The sequence below is a fragment of the Komagataeibacter europaeus genome (assembly GCF_002173515.1).
Classification (GTDB): Bacteria; Pseudomonadota; Alphaproteobacteria; order Acetobacterales; family Acetobacteraceae; genus Komagataeibacter; species Komagataeibacter europaeus.
Map to the genome: position 1 here is coordinate 3,190,498 of NZ_CP021467.1, position 17,119 is coordinate 3,207,616.

10 protein-coding genes are annotated in these 17,119 nt (G+C 65.9%); 1 reads left to right on the forward strand and 9 read right to left on the reverse strand.

The genetic code is table 11. From position 1 onward, the window contains the following. Positions 1 to 117: 117 nt before the first annotated feature. The 5 genes from S101446_RS14695 to S101446_RS14715 all read right to left on the reverse strand — a co-directional run bounded on the left by S101446_RS14695 (position 118) and on the right by S101446_RS14715 (position 7,154). Positions 118 to 1,458 (reverse strand): TldD/PmbA family protein, encoded by a 1,341-nt coding sequence (locus tag S101446_RS14695; RefSeq protein ID WP_010507690.1) that lies wholly within the window; start codon positions 1,456 to 1,458, stop codon positions 118 to 120. Next, positions 1,455 to 2,720, reverse strand: a complete 1,266-nt coding sequence (locus S101446_RS14700; protein WP_087608668.1) for a M16 family metallopeptidase — start codon at positions 2,718 to 2,720, stop codon at positions 1,455 to 1,457. The genes S101446_RS14695 and S101446_RS14700 overlap by 4 nt, the downstream gene beginning before the upstream one ends. 79 nt (positions 2,721 to 2,799) lie before the next feature. Next, positions 2,800 to 4,206 (reverse strand): threonine synthase, encoded by a 1,407-nt coding sequence (gene thrC, locus S101446_RS14705; protein WP_019084731.1) that lies wholly within the window; start codon positions 4,204 to 4,206, stop codon positions 2,800 to 2,802. Between the two features lie 77 nt (positions 4,207 to 4,283). Next, complete coding sequence (locus S101446_RS14710; RefSeq protein ID WP_087608669.1) at positions 4,284 to 5,435, reverse strand: L-dopachrome tautomerase-related protein; 1,152 nt, start codon at positions 5,433 to 5,435, stop codon at positions 4,284 to 4,286. A gap of 198 nt (positions 5,436 to 5,633) precedes the next feature. Next, positions 5,634 to 7,154: a carboxypeptidase M32 gene (locus tag S101446_RS14715; protein WP_087608670.1), complete on the reverse strand. Its 1,521-nt coding sequence runs from the start codon at positions 7,152 to 7,154 to the stop codon at positions 5,634 to 5,636. 98 nt (positions 7,155 to 7,252) lie between these two features. Between S101446_RS14715 and S101446_RS14720 the strand changes: the two genes are divergently transcribed. Beyond that, on the forward strand, positions 7,253 to 9,238 hold the full coding sequence (locus S101446_RS14720) for a tetratricopeptide repeat protein (RefSeq protein WP_087608671.1): 1,986 nt from the start codon (positions 7,253 to 7,255) through the stop codon (positions 9,236 to 9,238). Between the two features lie 50 nt (positions 9,239 to 9,288). Here the strand turns inward: S101446_RS14720 and S101446_RS14725 are convergent, their stop codons facing one another. From S101446_RS14725 to S101446_RS14740, 4 genes are all read right to left on the reverse strand, one after another. Further along, a complete protein-coding gene (locus tag S101446_RS14725) occupies positions 9,289 to 12,198 on the reverse strand; it encodes a [protein-PII] uridylyltransferase (protein ID WP_087608672.1) in 2,910 nt (969 codons plus the stop codon). Positions 12,199 to 12,282: 84 nt separating this feature from the next. Continuing rightward, positions 12,283 to 14,892 carry a DNA mismatch repair protein MutS gene (gene mutS / locus S101446_RS14730; RefSeq protein ID WP_087608673.1) on the reverse strand — a complete coding sequence of 870 codons (2,610 nt, stop codon included), beginning with the start codon at positions 14,890 to 14,892 and terminating at the stop codon, positions 12,283 to 12,285. 59 nt (positions 14,893 to 14,951) lie between these two features. Next, positions 14,952 to 16,514, reverse strand: coding sequence for a murein biosynthesis integral membrane protein MurJ (gene murJ / locus S101446_RS14735; RefSeq protein ID WP_087608674.1), 1,563 nt, complete (start codon positions 16,512 to 16,514; stop codon positions 14,952 to 14,954). Positions 16,515 to 16,550: 36 nt separating this feature from the next. Further along, positions 16,551 to 17,036, reverse strand: coding sequence for a glutathione peroxidase (locus tag S101446_RS14740; RefSeq protein WP_010507681.1), 486 nt, complete (start codon positions 17,034 to 17,036; stop codon positions 16,551 to 16,553). Positions 17,037 to 17,119: the final 83 nt, after the last annotated feature.

Genomic DNA, 17,119 nt, shown 5'->3' on the forward strand with positions numbered 1-17,119 from the left:
CCGCAAGCATCCTTCAACCACAAGAAGGTTTTTGGCAAGGAATGCCGCCTTTTTGGAAAAGCGGCACCCAAAACCTTTGCCATTTTGTCAACAACCTGTTTCCAGGCAGTCTTTGGCTTATGAACCCGCAATAACCATGTCATCGATACGGATGGTCGGTGCATTGGTGGACTGGCGGAAGACCAGGTCACTGGCAGGCACCAGCCGGGCAAACATGTCATTCAGGTTGCCCGCGACCGTCAGTTCCGACACCGGTTCCGCCAGCACGCCATCGCGGATCATGAAGCCTGCGGCCCCGCGGCTGTAATCGCCGGTAATGCCGTTGATGGCGGATCCCATCATCTCGGTTATGTAAATCCCTTCCTTTATGTCCGCCATCAGGGCTGCGGGCGTAAGGCTGCCCGGTTGCATGAACATGTTGCCAAGCGACGGCGCAGGCGGTCCCGACGTGCCCCGGCTGGCGCAGCCATTGGGCTTCAGCCCCAGCTGCCGGGCGGTGCGGGAGTCGAGCGCCCATGTCTTCAGCACGCCATCTTCCACCAGCGTGCGCGTGGCGGTCAGCATGCCCTCGCCATCGAACGGGCGCGCGCCGGGGCCACGCACGCGGCGCGGGTCATCAATGATGGTGATGCCGGCAGGCATGATGCGGCTGTCCATCTTTTCCTTGAGGAAGGAAGTGCCACGCGCGATGGCGATACCATTGATTGCCCCCGACAGGTGGCCGAGCATGCTGGTGGAAACGCGCGGGTCCAGCACGATGGGCATGCGCCCCGTGCGCGGACGCACCGGGTTCAGGCGCGCGACCGTGCGTTCCCCCGCGCGGCGGCCGATCAGGCCAGCATCCTCAAGGTCGGACAGGTGAACGGCGGAATGGTAGTCGTAATCCCGCTCCATCTTCGTGCCGCTGCCCGCAACCGCGCTGGCGGAGACGGAATGGCTGGTCCGCGCATACCGCCCCGAAAACCCGGCCGAGGTCATGAGGATGATGTCCGACAGCCCGAAGCTTGCGGATGCCCCGTTGCTGTTGGTGATGCCCGTTACCGCCAGCGCCGCTTCTTCCGCCACGCGCGCACGGGCCACGAGGTCGGTGGTGGGCACTTCGGTCGGGTCGAACAGGTCCAGGCCGGCAGCATCGGTAAAGCTGGTCGCGGCCTCGGCGCATAGTCCGGCAAAGCGGTCCTCGGGCACCACGCGGGCCATGGCGACGGCCCGTTCGGCCAGCGCGTCAAAGCGTTCGGGATCCAGCGCCGTGGCCGAGACAATGGCCGAACGCTGCCCCACGAACACCCGCAGGCCAAGATCGCAGGTTTCGGATCGTTCGAGGTCCTCGGTCTGGCCATTGCGTACCTGCGCGCCATGGGCGACGCGGGTGGCGTAGATCGCATCCGCCGCATCGGCCCCTGCAGTACGGGCGCGGGTGATGAGGGTGGAGATCAGGTCGAGTGGGTCGGTACTCATGCTGCCAGCGCCCCGGTAATGCTGTCGAGGGAAGGAATATGGCTGACCGGCCCGAGGGAGGCGAGGGTCGGCCTGCCGCTGAAGATGCGTGTTGCGACACGCTGCACGTCGGCAATGGTCACGGCGTCGATCCGGCGCACGGTCTCCGCCGTCGGGATCAGGCGACCGAAGACCTGTAGCTGCCGGGCCAGCTGTTCGCACCGGCTGCCCGTGCTTTCCAGTGACATGAGCAGGGAGGATTTGAGCTGCGCCCGCGCACGCGCCAGTTCGGCGTCCGTCACCGTGTGACGCACCTTGCGCAGTTCCTCCAGCGTGACCGGCACCAGATCGGCCACCTGTGCCTCCCCCGTGCCGGCATAGATGCCGAACAGGCCACCCTGACGGAAGGGCGCGTTGAAGGAATAGACGGAATAGACCAGCCCCCGCTTTTCACGGATTTCCTGAAACAGCCGCGACGACATGCCACCGCCCAGCAGCGTGGACAGCAGCAGGGCCGGGTAATAGTCCGGGTCGCCATAGGGCATGGACGGAAAGCCCAGCACGATATGGGCCTGATCCAGTTCGCGTTCGCGGGTAAACGCGCCGCCCACGTAATTGACGGCGGGCTGCGGCGGGACCGTGCCGGTAGGCAGGTCGGCGAAATGCTGCTGCACCAGGTCCACCACGCGGGCGTGTTCCAGGTTGCCGGCGGCCGCGATGATGGTGTTGCCCGCCCGGTAATGGGTGCCCATGTAGTTGACCAGCGTTGCGCGCGACATGGTCTGGATGCCCGCTTCGGTGCCCAGCGTGGGGCGACCCATCGGCTGGTCGGGAAAGGCGGTTTCCTGGAAATGGTCGAACACGATGTCATCAGGGGTGTCGTTCGCCTGCCCGATTTCCTGCAGGATCACGCCGCGTTCGCGCTCCAGTTCATCGGGGGCGAGGGTGCTGTGGGTCAGGATGTCACCGATGATATCCGCGCCCAGCGACAGGTTTTCCTTCAGCAGCTTGACGTAATACGCCGTGTGCTCACGTGCGGTATAGGCGTTGATATGGCCGCCCACGTTCTCGATTTCCTCGGCAATGCCCACGGCGGTGCGGGTGCTGGTGCCCTTGAACGCCATGTGTTCCAGAAAGTGGGATACCCCGTTTTCAGGCGCGGTTTCATTGCAGGTGCCCGCGGCGACATACGCCCCGAGGGACACGGTCTCCACCCGGTCCATCCGTTCGGTCACGATGGTCAGGCCGGAATCCAGTCGGGTCACATTGATCAGGTCGGTCATGCTGGTCCTGCGGACGACGTGGCGCATCATGGCCCCACGCCGCCCCTTGCTTGCGTAAGATGGAAAAAGGGTAGGGAGATCAGCCCGCTTTGCTGTTGGACAGGACGGCCGCGCGCACCCTGTCCTCGATCACGTTCAGGTCGGCAGGCACCACGCTGTACCGCTCGGGCCGGTCATACAGGTCGGCCAGTGACGCGGGCAGGGCAGGGCGGATGCCGGTCGCCTGCGCCATGGCATCGGGGAACTTGGCCGGGTGGGCGGTGGACATGGCCACCATGGGAATCCCCGGTTCACGGAAGGCGCGACCGGCAGCGATGCCGATCGCGGTATGCGGGTCGGCAAGATAGTGGCTGCGGGTGTTCAGCGTGCGGATTTCCGCCTCCGTCGCGGCATCATCCAGCGAAATGCCATGGAACAGCGCATTGGCGCGGTCCCAGACCGGGGTTGCGACCTTCATCACGCCGGTCTTGCGGAACTCGGTCATGATGCGCGCGCATTCGGCGGCGTTGCGGTCCAGCAGTTCGAACAGGAGGCGTTCGAAGTTGGACGAGACCTGAATATCCATGGACGGCGACAGGCTGGGCACCACGCCATGGATGCTCATGTCGTTTTCATTCAGGAAGCGCGAGAGGATGTCATTGCGGTTGGAGCCCACGCACAGCGCGCGGATGGGCAGGCCCATGCGGCGTGCCACCCATGCGGCCAGCACATTGCCGAAATTGCCGGTGGGCACGGCGAACGAGACCTCGCGGTCCGGCGCGCCCAGCGCAAGTGCCGCATAGACATAATACGGCACCTGGGCCGCGATACGCGCCCAGTTGATGGAATTGACCGCGGACAGGTGCATGTCGGTGCGGAAGGGCCCATCGGCGAACATCGCCTTGACCAGGTCCTGGCAGTCGTCAAACGTCCCCTGCACCGCAAGGTTGGTCACGTTGGGTTCCAGCACGGTGGTCATCTGCCGGCGCTGCACTTCCGACGTGCGGCCCTCGGGGTGCAGGATCACCACGTTCAGGCGCTCACGGCCCCGGCATGCCTCGATCGCGGCCGACCCGGTATCGCCCGAGGTCGCGCCCACGATGGTGACCTTCTCGTCGCGTTCGTTCAGCACATGGTCGAACAGGCGGCCAAGCAGCTGCATGGCCATGTCCTTGAACGCCAGTGTCGGCCCGTGGAACAGTTCCTGCACGAACAGCCCGTCTTCCACCTGTGTCAGCGGGACGATGGCCGGGTGGTCGAATCGGCTGTAGGCGTCGCGGCACAGCTTCAGCAGCACGTCATGCGTGATCGACCCTTCGGCAAAGGGGGCGATGATGCGGGCGGCAAGTTCCGGATAGGGCAGGCCACGCAGGTCACGCCATTGGGCCACCGACAGTTCAGGCCAGCTTTCGGGCAGGTACAGGCCACCGTCCTCTGCCAGCCCCGCCAGCAGAACGGACGAAAAATCGCGGACGGGGGCGTTCCCCCGGGTAGAAATATAGCGCATTACACCATCATAATCCCAACCGCCCCCCGCGCGAAGGGGGCGGATGCGACGCGCGACGCAATTCCGCGCGTGGTGTGTCAGAATTTCGGCGGCGGCAGGCTGCCGATATTGATGCGGTAGATATGGACCGGCCACTGGATGGCGTTGTGCCCGCCATTCAGCGGTGCGGTACGGTCAAGCTGGGATGCGGGGACATAAAGCTGCCCGTCCCTGGTCGCGAACGACCCGCCGGGCCAGTGCAGGCGCGGGTCGGTTACGATTTTCTGGTAAACCCGGTCGGGCATCAGGCGGAAGATGCTGCCGGTGGACACGTCATTGAAATACAGCGTGCCATCCGGCCCGGCCGTGATGCCACCCAGCGGTGGCGTCTTGTACCACAGGGTGGGGCCTTCCTCCAGTTCGATGGGGGTGACCTTGGGGTCCACCAGCAGGTCGGTATCCAGCTTGTAGACGGGACCGCAGAGCGGCTCGAAATACAGCCACTGCCCATCGGCGCTTATGTCCATCTGGCTGATATTGATGATGGCGGTGTGGCCTGCCGGGTTGGTCGCCACCTTGCCGTCAACCGTAATGGGCTGGTGCGCGGTCAGGGCCGGGGTGTGTTCCATGAGGCGGCGCTGGATGTTGGTGTCCAGCCGGACCACGATCATGGCCGGGATGCCGGAATCCCCGATGAAGGCATGCCCGCGCGCAATGCGCATGGTGGCGGCGTAGCTGCCCGCACGCAGCATGCCGGGATTGAGCGGCCATGTCTGCATGACCTGGCCGGTATGGCTGTCGATCTTCACGATCTTGGGGCCACCGTCCACCGGTTTGCCCGCGGGGTCTGGCTGTCCGCTATCGAGTACCCACAGCGTGCCATCGGGCTGGAGCTGTATGTCGGACGGGGCGACCAGCCGGCTTGCCGCGGGCGTGGCGGGGTCGTTCCATGAATTGTCGGGATAGGGATGGGGCGTGTTGTCCCCGTCCACCAGCGCCAGCCCCGGCCCGGTATTGCCCGCCCAGCGCGGCAGTTCCACCAGCAGCCGCCCGTCGGGCAGCACGACCACCCGGTCCCATGCGGCGGTCGAGGATGAGGCCACTTCCTCCAGCGCCGCGGGCGGGTTGAGCGGCGGCGCGGGTTTGGCGGCATGGGCGGCATGACCCGCGCCCAGCAGGCAGGTGCCGCAGGCAAGGAGAAAACCCGCGAAACGCAGGCGACGGATGGCAGATGGAGATTTCGCGTACATCGCGCGTTATCTCGTCACGAACCGCAGCGATTGGCAAGGGGGACATGCGGCATGTCCGCCCTGTCGTACAGGACTGTTTTGGAAAGGCGGCCCGCCAGGGAAGTTTCTGGCGAAGCTTTTTTCAAAAAGCTTCGGAGAATGCCGCCTTTTTGGAAAAAGGTGGCACCCGGAAACTTCTGTTATCTTTTGATCAATATTTCAGGCCAGCGCACAGTAGCGCTGGCGCAGGTGCCGCAGGTATGGCCCCGTATTGGGCACCGCCCCCGTGGCGTCGCGCACGATCTCGCTGGTGGATGCACCACTGCCACGGGCATGGATACGCGGGCGCAGCCACGCCAGCAGGGGCGCGAAATCGCCTTTGCCGATGCCGGGCATGATGGTGGGGTCATCACGCTCCGCCGCCGCGCGCAGTTGCGCCGCGATCACGGCGCCCAGCGTATAGGTGGGGAAATAGCCCCATGCGCCCGATGGCCAGTGGATATCCTGCAGGCAGCCCAGCCGGTCTTCGGGCACTTTCAGGCCCAGCAGGTCATGGATGCGGGCGTTGAAGGCTTCCGGCAGGTCGGACAGCTTCATTTTCCCTGCGATCAGCGCGGTTTCCATTTCGTAACGCACAAGGATATGCGCGGGGTACGTGACCTCATCGGCGTCCACGCGGATGAAGCCGGGGCGCACGCGGGTGACCAGGCGGTGCAGGTTGTCCGCCTGCCAGGCGGGATCGGTATCAGTCCCCCCGAACGCACCGCGCAGGCGCGGCGCCATCCAGTCCATGAAGGGCTGTGAACGCGCGACCTGCATTTCCATAAGCAGGGACTGGCTTTCATGCAGGCTCATGCCGCGCGCCTCCCCCACGGGCTGGGCGCGCCATTCGCGTGGCAGGCCCTGTTCATACAGCGCGTGCCCGGTTTCATGCACGATGCCCATCAGCGCGTTGATGCAGTCCTGCTCCTCATACCGGGTGGTGATGCGCACATCATCCTCCGCCCCGCCGCAGAAGGGATGCAGGCTGACATCCAGCCGTCCGCGCTGCATGTCGAACCCCAGCGCGCGCATGGTCTCGTGGCCCAGTCGCGCCTGCGCGGGCACATCGAACGGGCCGGAAAGGGGCACGGTGGCGGGTAGCGTGGCCTGATGCGCCAGCGCCGTGTGGATCAGGTCGGGCAGTTCGCTGGCCAGTTCGGCAAAGACCGGGTCGATATCCGCCTGTCGTGTACCCGCGTCATACTGGTCCAGCAGCGCGTCATAGGGCGAAAGGCCAAGGGCCTGCGCCTTGGCCGCCGCAATTTCGCGGGTAAGGGACAGCACGGTTTCCAGTTCCGGCAGCAGGCTGGCGAAATCACTGTTCTGCCGTGCGGTGCGCCATGTCATTTCGCAACGCGAGGACGCACGCGACATCGCCTCCACCAGATCCGACGGCACGGCGGCGGCATGGGCATGCTGGCGGCGCATTTCATGCAGGTTGGCCCGCGCCATGGCGTCATCGGGGGCCTGCGCGCGGGCCAGAAGGTCGCCCATGTCCGGCGCGGTCATGAGTTCATGTGACAGGACGGCCAGGGTCGCGATGCTCTCGGCGCGGCTGTCGCTGGCCCCGGTCGGCATCATGGTGTCCTTGTCCCAGCCGAGGATTCCCAGTGCATTGCGGATATGCCCCATGCGGGCAAAACGCTGCCGCAGCGTGTCATGGGCCTGCTGGCCGGCCATGCCGGAGGGAATGTTCATGCGGGTTCCTGATCGAAATTCTTAACGCTCTGTCGCGTATGGATAACGGGATGAGTGTGCGGGACCATCCCCCGCCATGCAAGGGAAGGCCGGATGAGATGAACGCGAACAGCGCGGACAGGCATGACACGGACAGGCGGGACATTCTGGCGCGTGGCCATGCGGCCCTGCGCGCGGGGAATATCAGTGCCGCGCGGGCGTGTTTCGCGACCCTGCGGGCATGCCGGGCGGATGATCCCGACGCCCTGCATGGCCTGGCCTGCGTGGCGCTGGCGGCGGGGCGGCCGGACCTGGCCATAAGCCTTGCCGGGCAGGCGCTGCGGCTTGCGCCCCATGGGCCGTTCCATGAAGTGCTGGCCCGCGCGCTGCTGGCGCAGGGGCACCGTGTGGCAGCGCAGGCCGCGATCCGGGCCGCATGCCTGTGTCAGCCTGATGACGTGCCCGTGCTGCTGGCCTGTGCTGAAATCATGGAGGCGACAGGTGATACCTGGGCCGCGGCACGGGCCTATGGGCGGGCGGTCACCCTGTCCCCCGCGCGTGCCGTGCAGGCCCGCAGGCTGCATGCCCGTTTCCTGTGGCGGCGGGGGCAGCGTGACGCCGCCATACAGCAGATGCGCGATGTTGCGCGACGGGTGCCTGCCCCCGTCCATAGTCATGAACTGGCCGAAATGCTGCTGGCGCATCACCAGCGTGAACAGGCCGAAGATGTTTTGCGGGCGGCGCTGGTCCATCGGCCCGATGACGGCGTGGCCCTGTCGCTGCTGGGTGCGCTTCTGTTTGCAGGCGGGCGGATGCGCCCGGCGGCGGCTGTGCTGGAACGTGCCATGGCGCATGATCCGACAGCGGAAACCTGCAGCAACCTTGGCCTTGCCCGCATGGCGCTGGGGGACATGGCCGGGGCGGAAAGTGCCTTTGCCATTGCGATGCGGCTGCGACCCGATGATGTGCGTATCGCCCTGAACCACGCGACCGGCCTGTTTGAAGGCGGCAGCGTAACGCAGGCCGCCATGGCCTATGAAACCATGCTGGCGCGGAATCCGCCGCCTGATCGCGATACGCAGGCCCGGGCGCGGTTCAACCTTGGCGTGGCCCGCCTGGCGCAGGGAAGGCTGCGGCAGGGATGGGAGATGTGGGAATCCCGGCTGGACTTCCTGCCCCCGCATCCCGCCGCCAGCCGCCTGCCACGATGGGATGGGCATGTGCTGCGCGCGGGTAAAAAGCTGCTGGTGCATATGGCGGGACAGGGGCTGGGGGATGTGGTTCATTTCCTGCGCTATGTGCGGCTTGCGGCCCGGCGGGTGCCGGTGGTGCTGGAAGTGCCTGCCACCCTGCGGCGATTGGCCGGGACACTGGCTTGCGATGCATTTTATTCCATAGATATTATCACCCATAATACAAATGAAAATCGCGATATCGTGGCGCAGTGTGACCTGTTCAGCCTGCCGCACCTGCTGGGCGCGGACAGCGTGCCGCCCTTCATGCCGTATCTGGGTGAAGGCCCGTGGCGACAGGCCGCGTTGCGCAAAGGGAAACCGCGGGTTGGCCTGTGCCACGCGGGTAATCCCGCCTATCGCTTTGACGCGCGGCGTTCCATGGCAGTGCAGGACCTGTCGGCATTGGGCGAAATGGCCGGGATCGAATTCGTTTCCCTGCGGCCAGGGGGGATGGATGGGGTGGACCCGGCCTTTGTCCGGCACGAACTGCCGGATGACCCGGATCTGCTGGATACGGTGCGCCTGATTGCGACACTCGATCTGGTCATCAGCGTGGATACGCTGGTGGCCCATCTGGCCGGGGCCATGGGCTGTCCGGTCTGGCTGCCGTGTCGTTTCGGGGGAGACTGGCGATGGTCGGCGGCGTTTGACCTGCCTGTACCGGCAGGCGGGCCGGTATCTGGACCGTCACCAATCGCAAATGGCATGCGTGACGGTACGCTGCCCGTTTTGCAGCCTGCCAGCCAGTGGTATCCAACCCTGCGCCTGTTCCGTCAGGCCAGCCTGCTGCCCCCGCAACAGGCGTGGACACAGGTCATGGCCGAAGTGTGCTGCGCCCTGCGGGCATGGGCGGCAGGGCAGGAAAGGTAGTAGGGGTTATGTATTGAAAAGCTTTTTTATCAATGGACTGAAGCGATCTGTCAGATCGTAATCGATTCCAGTTCAGACGACTGGCGCTGGGCTGCGGCTTCCGCTTCCTGCAGGCCGGCCAGCAGGGTCGTGCGGATACGGTCCAGGCGGCCCTTGTCGGTAATTTTCAGCCCGAACAGATCCTTGACATAGAAAACGTCCACCGCCCGCACGCCATAGGTGGTGATATGGGCGGATGCGATCTGCAGTTTCTGCTCGCTCAGTGCCGCCGTCACGTCATGCAGCAGGCCGGGACGGTCGCGGCCGTTGATTTCCACCACCGTGCAGGTGTTCGATGCGCGGTTGTCGATCACCACGCGCGGCGGCACGTGGATCGCGCGCATGCGGCGGCCGCTCAGCCTGCGGCCGCACTGGGCGATTTCGCGGTTGATGTTGATGCGGCCCGTCAGCGCCTGTTCCACCAGCAGCGACAGGCGGGCAAGCTGCTGCGGTTCCTCGAACGCCGCGCCACCCGCATCCTGAATCCACAATGTGTCCAGCGCCATGCCATTGGTCATGGTATGAATGCGCGCATCCACGATCGAGGCCCCGGCAATCGCCACGGCCCCCGCGATCTTGGAAAACAGGCCCGGATGGTCGGCGGCGTAAATCGTGACTTCCGTCACCCCGCGCGCGGGCAGGGGCTGGGTTTCCACCGTAAGCGGCGAATGCATGCGTTCCGATTCGCTGATCAGCCGGGCATGGCGGGCATGGGTGTCATGGTCGAACGATAGCCAGTAACTGCCATAGCCCAGCCCCATGAAGTGCTGGACATCGGTCTCGTTCATGCCGTCTTCCACCAGCCACTGGGCGGTGGCGGCCTTGGCGCGTTCGACGCGTACGTCGCGCTCGGTGGTGGCAAGACTGCCTTCCAGCACCTCGGCCACGCGCATGTACAGTTCGTTCAGCAACGTCGCCTTCCACGCGTTCCATACGCGTGGTCCCACCGCGCGCATGTCCACGATGGTCAGCAGCAGCAGCAGCCGCAGGCGTTCAGGCGACTGGATGATGTCGGCCAGGTCAAGGATGGTCTTGGGGTCGTCAATGTCACGCTGGAACGCGGTGTGGCTGAGCAGCAGGTGATGCAGCACCAGCCAGGACACGGTCTCCGTCTCCTCACTGTCCATGCCCAGTTCGGGGCAGACATACAGTGCGATCTGCGAGCCGATTTCCGAATGATCGCCGCCACGCCCCTTGGCGATGTCATGCAGCATGACCGCGACATACAGCGCCCGGCGGGAATGCAGGTTGCGCGCAAGGTCATAGGCGACGGGTATTTCATCGGCCATGTGCCCATGTTCCACCCGGCCAAGGATGCGCAGCGCGTCGATGATATGCTCGTCAACGGTGAACACATGATAGGTGTCGAACTGCATCTGCCCCACGACGCGGGACCAGTCGGGCAGCAGGCGGCCCATAAGCCCGGTTTCGTTGAGGATATGCAGCCAGTAGGCATTTCCCTTGCGTCGTCCCTCATCCATCAGGTGGAAACTGGGGGAGGCATCGGGCTGTTCGGCAACCTCGCCACGTGACGCGCGCTGCGGGCGGTCGGGCGGGTCGCCGCACATGAGGTCGAGGAAGATGCGCGCGGTTTCCGGGTCGCCGCGCAGGCTGGCGGCCTTGCGTTCCCAGCGGATCAGCTGGTGCATGGCCATGGGGTGGATGGGCAGCTTGCGCTTCTTGGCCCAGTCCAGCAGGCGCATCATCTGGATGGGTTCATCCTCGAACGACGTGCCACGCTGGGGCAGGATGCGGCCATCCAGCACGGTAAAGCCCGCGTCACGCATCTGGCTGTCGGCTTCGGGCGCGTTGGCCACGGGGCCAAGCGCCTGCCGCAGCACGGCGGGTTCCAGCACCAGCGTCAGGCGCATGACCTCGCGCACGGTCAGGAAGTAGTGGCGCATGAAACGCTCCACACCCACCTGCCGCCCGTGGCGGGTATAGCCCATGCGGCCACCCACGACCGGCTGCACGTCGAATGTCAGGCGTTCTTCCGCCCGGCCCGATACGTAATGCAGGTGGAAACGCACCCGCCACAGGAAGTCCCACGCCCGCCGCGCGCGCTTGGCTTCGGGTTCGGTCAGCAGCCCCAGTTCACTGAAGCCCGGCGCCAGCAGGTCGGAGACATGGCGCGTGCCAAAGGTATAGCGGCACATCCAGTACAGCGTCTGCAGGTCACGCAGGCCGCCGCGGCCTTCCTTTATGTTGGGTTCCACCAGATAGGGGCTGTCGCCAAAACGGTGGTGGCGGGCGGCGCGTTCCTTGCGCTTGTCGGTAATGAAGCGGTCGGCGCCCGCGCGCACGCAGGCCACGATATAGCGGGCCTGGAACATGGAAAACAGCGATTCGCTGCCGGTCAGGGCGCGGGCGTCCAGCAGGGTGGTCCGCACGGTGGTGTCGGCTTCCGCCTCGGCAATGCATTCGTTGATGGTGCGGGTCGCATGCCCGACCTTCAGCCCCAGGTCCCACAGGAAATACAGGATGTATTCCACGCAGGCGCGTACGTCCTCGCCCTGTCCCTCCGGCACATCGGGGATCAGGAACAGCAGGTCGATATCACTGAACGGCGCCAGCAGCCCGCGTCCGTACCCGCCGGTGGCGGCAATGGCGAAGGGCGCCTCGGGTTGCGAATCGATATCCGTCTGCTGCATGGCGAAAGCGGCCAGCACGCGGATCATGCCATCGGTATAGGCGGCCAGCAGCTTGCCTGCCTCAGCCCCGCCCAGGCGGTGATGCTCGAATTCCTCGCGCACGTGGGCCTGGTAGCGCGACAGGTGGCGGCGGACCAGACCGATTGCGTCCTCCCGCGGCAGGGCGCGTGCATCGCCACCGCCATCCCCGGACGGGAAAAGGGCGGTATGGAGGGCGTTTGTCATGGCCTCGACCGAAGCGGAGGCGGAAGGGGGGGCAGCGTTCGACATCGTGGTCAGATGGCGTCCTGTGTATGACGGTAAAGATCCGGGATGGAGTGTGCCGCCCAAGATGGGCTCAGGTCCAGAGCCGTATCAGGGTTTCAGCAGTTTTTTGAGTTTATATAACATTTCCAGCGCCGTGCGCGGGCTTAACGCATCGGGGTCCAGTTCCGTGATCAATTCCATCGCGGCGGGCGGCAGGGCGGGGGCGGACGGGGCGTCCGGCACGTCGGCGGCGGCCTGTTCAAACAGCGGCAGGGGCGGGGCCTGCCGGCCGCGTTCCTTCTCCAGCATGGACAGGAGGCGGCCCGCGCGGCGCACCACGGGTTCGGGCACGCCAGCCAGACGCGCGACATGCACGCCCCAGCTGCGGCGGGCGGAACCGGGTACGACCTCATGCTGGAAAATGACCTGCCCCTTCCATTCGCGCACGCTCATGGTGTGGGGGGACAGGCGGGGCATGCTGTCCGCCAGCTCGGCCAGTTCATGGAAATGCGTTGCGAATATCGCGCGGCAGCGCAGCGTGGAATGCAGGGTTTCCAGCACCGCCCATGCAATGGCCAGTCCGTCCAGCGTGGAGGTGCCACGCCCGATTTCATCCACCACCACCAGCGACCGCGGACCAGCCTGGTTCAGGATGGCGGCGGTCTCGGTCATTTCCACCATGAAGGTCGAACGCCCGCGCGCCAGGTCATCGGATGCGCCAACGCGTGAAAACAGCCGGTCCACCACGCCGATGCGCATGGATTGTGCCGCGACCGGCAGGCCTGCCTGCGCCAGTATGACCGCCAGCGCCGTCTGCCGCAGGAAGGTGGACTTGCCCGCCATGTTGGGGCCGGTCAGCAGCATGACGCGGTGATCGGGTTCAAGGTCGCAGTCATTGGGGGTGAAGCGCGCGTTCCTGGGCAGGGCGGCTTCCACCACCGGATGGCGGCCCGCGCGGATGACAAAGGACGTATCCGTGCCGACAGCAGGGCAGCACCACGTGCCGCCACCGGCCAGCACCGCGCAGGACTGCGCGATGTCGATGCACGACAGGGCGGCCGCCATGTCCGGCAGGGCGGCTTCGTCCAGTATCCTGCCCACCACCTGCGTAAACAGGTGGCGTTCGCGCAGGCCCGCGTTTTCGGCGGCCTGCGCGATCTGCTGGTCAAGGCTGACCAGCCGCTCGGTCGAAAAGCGGCTGGCGCTGGCGGTGCCCTGCCGCATGATCAGGTCCTCGCGCCCACGCAGGCGCGCACCGGCTGCGGCGGGCACCTCGATCACGTAGCCAAGCTGGGCATGGTGGCGGATCTTGAGGTTGGCAATGCCGAATTCGGTGGCGTATTCCTGCTGCAGGGCCGCAATCACCCGCCTGCTGCCGTCACGCAGTTCGCGCTGGGTATCGAGTTCCGCATCATAGCCGCTGGCGATGATGCCGCCATCATCCATGCGCGCGGGCGGATTTTCGCTCAGCGCGCGGCCCAGCAGGTCCTGCAGGTCATGCGCGCGGTCAAGGTGGCGCACCGCCTGTTCCATGATGGGGGGCAGGTTTTCGTGCCGGTTCAGGATGGTCCCGATTTCGCGCGCCACACCCAGGGCAAGGCGGATGGCCACGGCGTCGCGTGGCTGCCCGCGTCCCAGTGACAGCCGGCCCAGCGCGCGCGCCATGTCCGGGGCGGCGCGCAGGCTGGCGCGCAGGTCATCGCGTATCCCCGGCTTGTCCAGCAGCCATACCCATCCGGCCTGCCTGCGGGCGATGCGCTCGGGGTCGGTCAGGGGGGCTGCGATCCAGTCCGCCAGCATGCGGCTGCCGGCGGCGGTGACGGTGCGTGATACGGCGGCGAACAGGGTATGTTCGGTCTCGCCATCACGCGTGCGCAGCAGGTCGAGGCTGGCGCGGGTGGCGGGGTCAAGGCCAAGGATGTCGCTGCTGTCGCTGGGGCGGGGGTGCGACAGGCGTGGCAGCAGGCCCGCCTGGCTGCGGCGGATATAGTCTATGGCCGCCGCCGCCGCCATGACTTGCGCGTCGCTGAAGGTGCCAAAGGCGTCAAGGCTGGCCACGCCAAACGCCTCGGCCATGCGCTGGCGGGCAGCGTCCGCGCTGGCGGGCGGGACGATGGGAGTGCGCCGGGCCGCGAAATCACCCAGTTCCACATTATCCGCGCACAGGATTTCCGCCGGGTCCAGACGGCCCAGCAGGTCGTTCAGGTCACGCGCGGGAACAGCGGCGGTTTCAAACAGGCCGGTGGAAATGTCGATCCACGCAAGGCCGGGATCGCTGGCGTCGCGCCCGGTGGGGCAGACGATGGCGGCCAGCAGGTTCTGCCGTCCCGCCTCCAGCAGTTCATCTTCGGTCAGGGTGCCCGGCGTGATCAGGCGCACGACCTCGCGCCGCAGCGGCCCCTTGGATGCGGGGCGTCCCTTGCGGGGCTGTTCGGTCTGTTCGGCCACCGAGACACGGAACCCGCGCCGGATCAGCCGCGCCAGATAGGCCTGCGCCGCATGCACCGGCACCCCGCACATGGCGATGGGTTCGCCCCCATGCGTGCCGCGCGCGGTCAGCGATATGTCCAGCGCCGCCGCCGCCGCTTCCGCATCATTGAAAAACAGTTCGTAGAAATCCCCCATCCTGAAGAACAGCAGGGCGTCGGGGTGTTCGGCTTTCAGCGCAAACCACTGCGCCATGGCGGGTGTGGCACCCTCGGGGGATGGGAATGTCATGTCCGGTGTCTAGCGGCGGGATGGGGGATTCGCCAGTGCGGATTCATGGCCCCTGTTCCCTATGCCGTCCGGTTGCGGCGCAGGCGGCGGCTGATCGCGGCCATGGCCTGGCGCATGTCCGCGATCCCCAGGACCTGCAGCGCCAGCAGGTAGATGCCCACGCCCAGCGTAACCATCGCGCCCACATCCACGATCCGCATGACCGGGCCTGCCTGCATGGCATCGCCCAGCGGCGTATGGCCCAGCATGAGCAGCCCCATCGCCATCATCACCGCGCAACCCGTCATGCCCGTCAGTTGCCGGACCAGGGTCGGGTCGGGCACCAGCGCGCCGCGCCGCAGCAGCAGGAACGCCAGCACCCCTGCATTGACCATCGCCGCAAGGCTGCTGGCCAGTGGCGGGCCGATATGGGCCAGCCAGTGCATGAAGCTTATGTTCAGGATGAAATTCAGCACCAGCGTGCCCATGCCCACCAGCACCGGCGTGCGCGTATCTCCGCGCGCGAAGAACCCCGGCGAGAGCACCTTGACCAGCACGAAGGCGGGCAGCCCCAGCGCATAGGCCCGCAGCGACTGCGCCGACAGCACCGCGTCATGCGCCGAAAAATGCCCATGCCCGAACAGCGCCATCATGACGGGCGCCGCAATGACCAGCAGTCCCGCCGCCGCCGGCAGCGTCAGGATCAGGGCGTAGGAAATGGCCCGGTTCTGGATATGGTGCGCCCCGTCGAGGTCATCCGCCGCAAGGTGGCGTGTCAGCACCGGCAGCAGCGTGGTGCCCGCCGCCGCCCCCAGCACGCCCAGTGGCAGCTGGTTCACCCGGTCGGCAAAATACATGAGCGAGACACTGCCCGCGGGCAGCAGGGTGGCGATGATGGTATCGACCAGGAAATTGATCTGCGTGATCCCGCTGCCCACCAGCCCCACGCCCATGCGCGCCAGCAGCGTGCGGATGCGCGGCGTAAGGCAGGGCGTGACCAGGCGCAGGCGCATCCCCGCGCGGCCCGCGGCATACAGCAGGATGCCAAACTGCACCACGCCCGACGCGGTCACCCCCCATGCGGCGGCATGCGCGACATCACCCGCAAGCGGCGGCAGGATGAGGATGGCGGCAATGCCAATGACGTTGAAGCTGACATAGGCCGCCGCCGCCACGCCAAAATGGTGCATGCCGTTCAGCACGCCGGAAACCAGCGCCGCCCCGCAGATCATCAGCAGGTAGGGGAATGTGATGCGGCTGAGGGATATGGCCAGCGTATCCCGCACGTCACCATGCGTGAACCCGGGTGCTATCAGGCGCAGCACGCCGGGCATGAAGATTTCCCCCAGCACCGTCAGCAGCAGCAGCCATGACAGCAGGACGCTCATCGTCTCGCTGGCGAACTGGCGCGCGGTGTCTTTCCCCTCGCGTTCCAGCAGGGCGGAAAACAGTGGCACGAAGGCGGCGTTCAGCGCGCCCTCGCCAAACAGGCGGCGGAACATGTTGGGCAGGCGGAAGGCGATCTGGTACGCATCCTGCGCCGCCCCCGTCCCCAGCAGGGCCGCAAGCAGCTGGTCGCGCACCAGCCCCAGCACGCGGCTGATCATGGTCCAGCCGCTGACGGTCAGGAAACCCTTCAGCATCGTGTCAGCATGACGCGCGCGGGCATGATGGGGGCATCAGTGATCCATCACCGCCCGTTCGACCGCCATGCGCACGCGCCGCGATTCGGGCGATGTGACGGAGGTGAACCAGTTGACCAGCTGCCCGTCGCGTCCGATCAGGTATTTGTAGAAATTCCATCGTGGCAGCGACAGGAACCCGCCCTCGCGCGCAAGCCACCGGAACAGCGGGATCGCCTGCGGTCCCTTCACATGGCTCTTGGCGGTCAGGGGAAAGGTGACGTTGTAGTTGCGCTGGCAGAAGGTGGTGATCTGTTCGGGCGTGCCCGGCTCCTGGTTGCCGAAATCACTTGATGGCACGCCAATCACCATCAGGTCATGGCTGCGCCATGTGGTCCACAGGCTCTGCAACCCTTCGTACTGCGGCGTGAACCCGCATTTGGACGCCGTATTGGCGATCAGGATCGGCTTGCCCCGCAATTTGGACAGGTCGATGTCGGGACCATTCAGGGCAGGCAGGACAAAGTCATAGATCGTGGTCATGGGAATGCTCGGTTTCATAAGCGCGCCGGAGTAACCGGATTGCCGGGTCACATGCCGGGGGTCAAGCCGCCTGTTTGCAGATG

Coding starts and splice junctions, on each gene's coding strand:
- S101446_RS14740 (WP_010507681.1), bottom strand. CDS start 17,036: ATGACCACGATCTATGACTTTGTCCTGCCTGCCCTGAATGGTCCCGAC.
- S101446_RS14715 (WP_087608670.1), bottom strand. CDS start 7,154: ATGAACATTCCCTCCGGCATGGCCGGCCAGCAGGCCCATGACACGCTG.
- S101446_RS14720 (WP_087608671.1), top strand. CDS start 7,253: ATGAACGCGAACAGCGCGGACAGGCATGACACGGACAGGCGGGACATT.
- murJ (WP_087608674.1), bottom strand. CDS start 16,514: ATGCTGAAGGGTTTCCTGACCGTCAGCGGCTGGACCATGATCAGCCGC.
- mutS (WP_087608673.1), bottom strand. CDS start 14,892: ATGACATTCCCATCCCCCGAGGGTGCCACACCCGCCATGGCGCAGTGG.
- thrC (WP_019084731.1), bottom strand. CDS start 4,206: ATGCGCTATATTTCTACCCGGGGGAACGCCCCCGTCCGCGATTTTTCG.
- S101446_RS14700 (WP_087608668.1), bottom strand. CDS start 2,720: ATGACCGACCTGATCAATGTGACCCGACTGGATTCCGGCCTGACCATC.
- S101446_RS14695 (WP_010507690.1), bottom strand. CDS start 1,458: ATGAGTACCGACCCACTCGACCTGATCTCCACCCTCATCACCCGCGCC.
- S101446_RS14710 (WP_087608669.1), bottom strand. CDS start 5,435: ATGTACGCGAAATCTCCATCTGCCATCCGTCGCCTGCGTTTCGCGGGT.
- S101446_RS14725 (WP_087608672.1), bottom strand. CDS start 12,198: ATGTCGAACGCTGCCCCCCCTTCCGCCTCCGCTTCGGTCGAGGCCATG.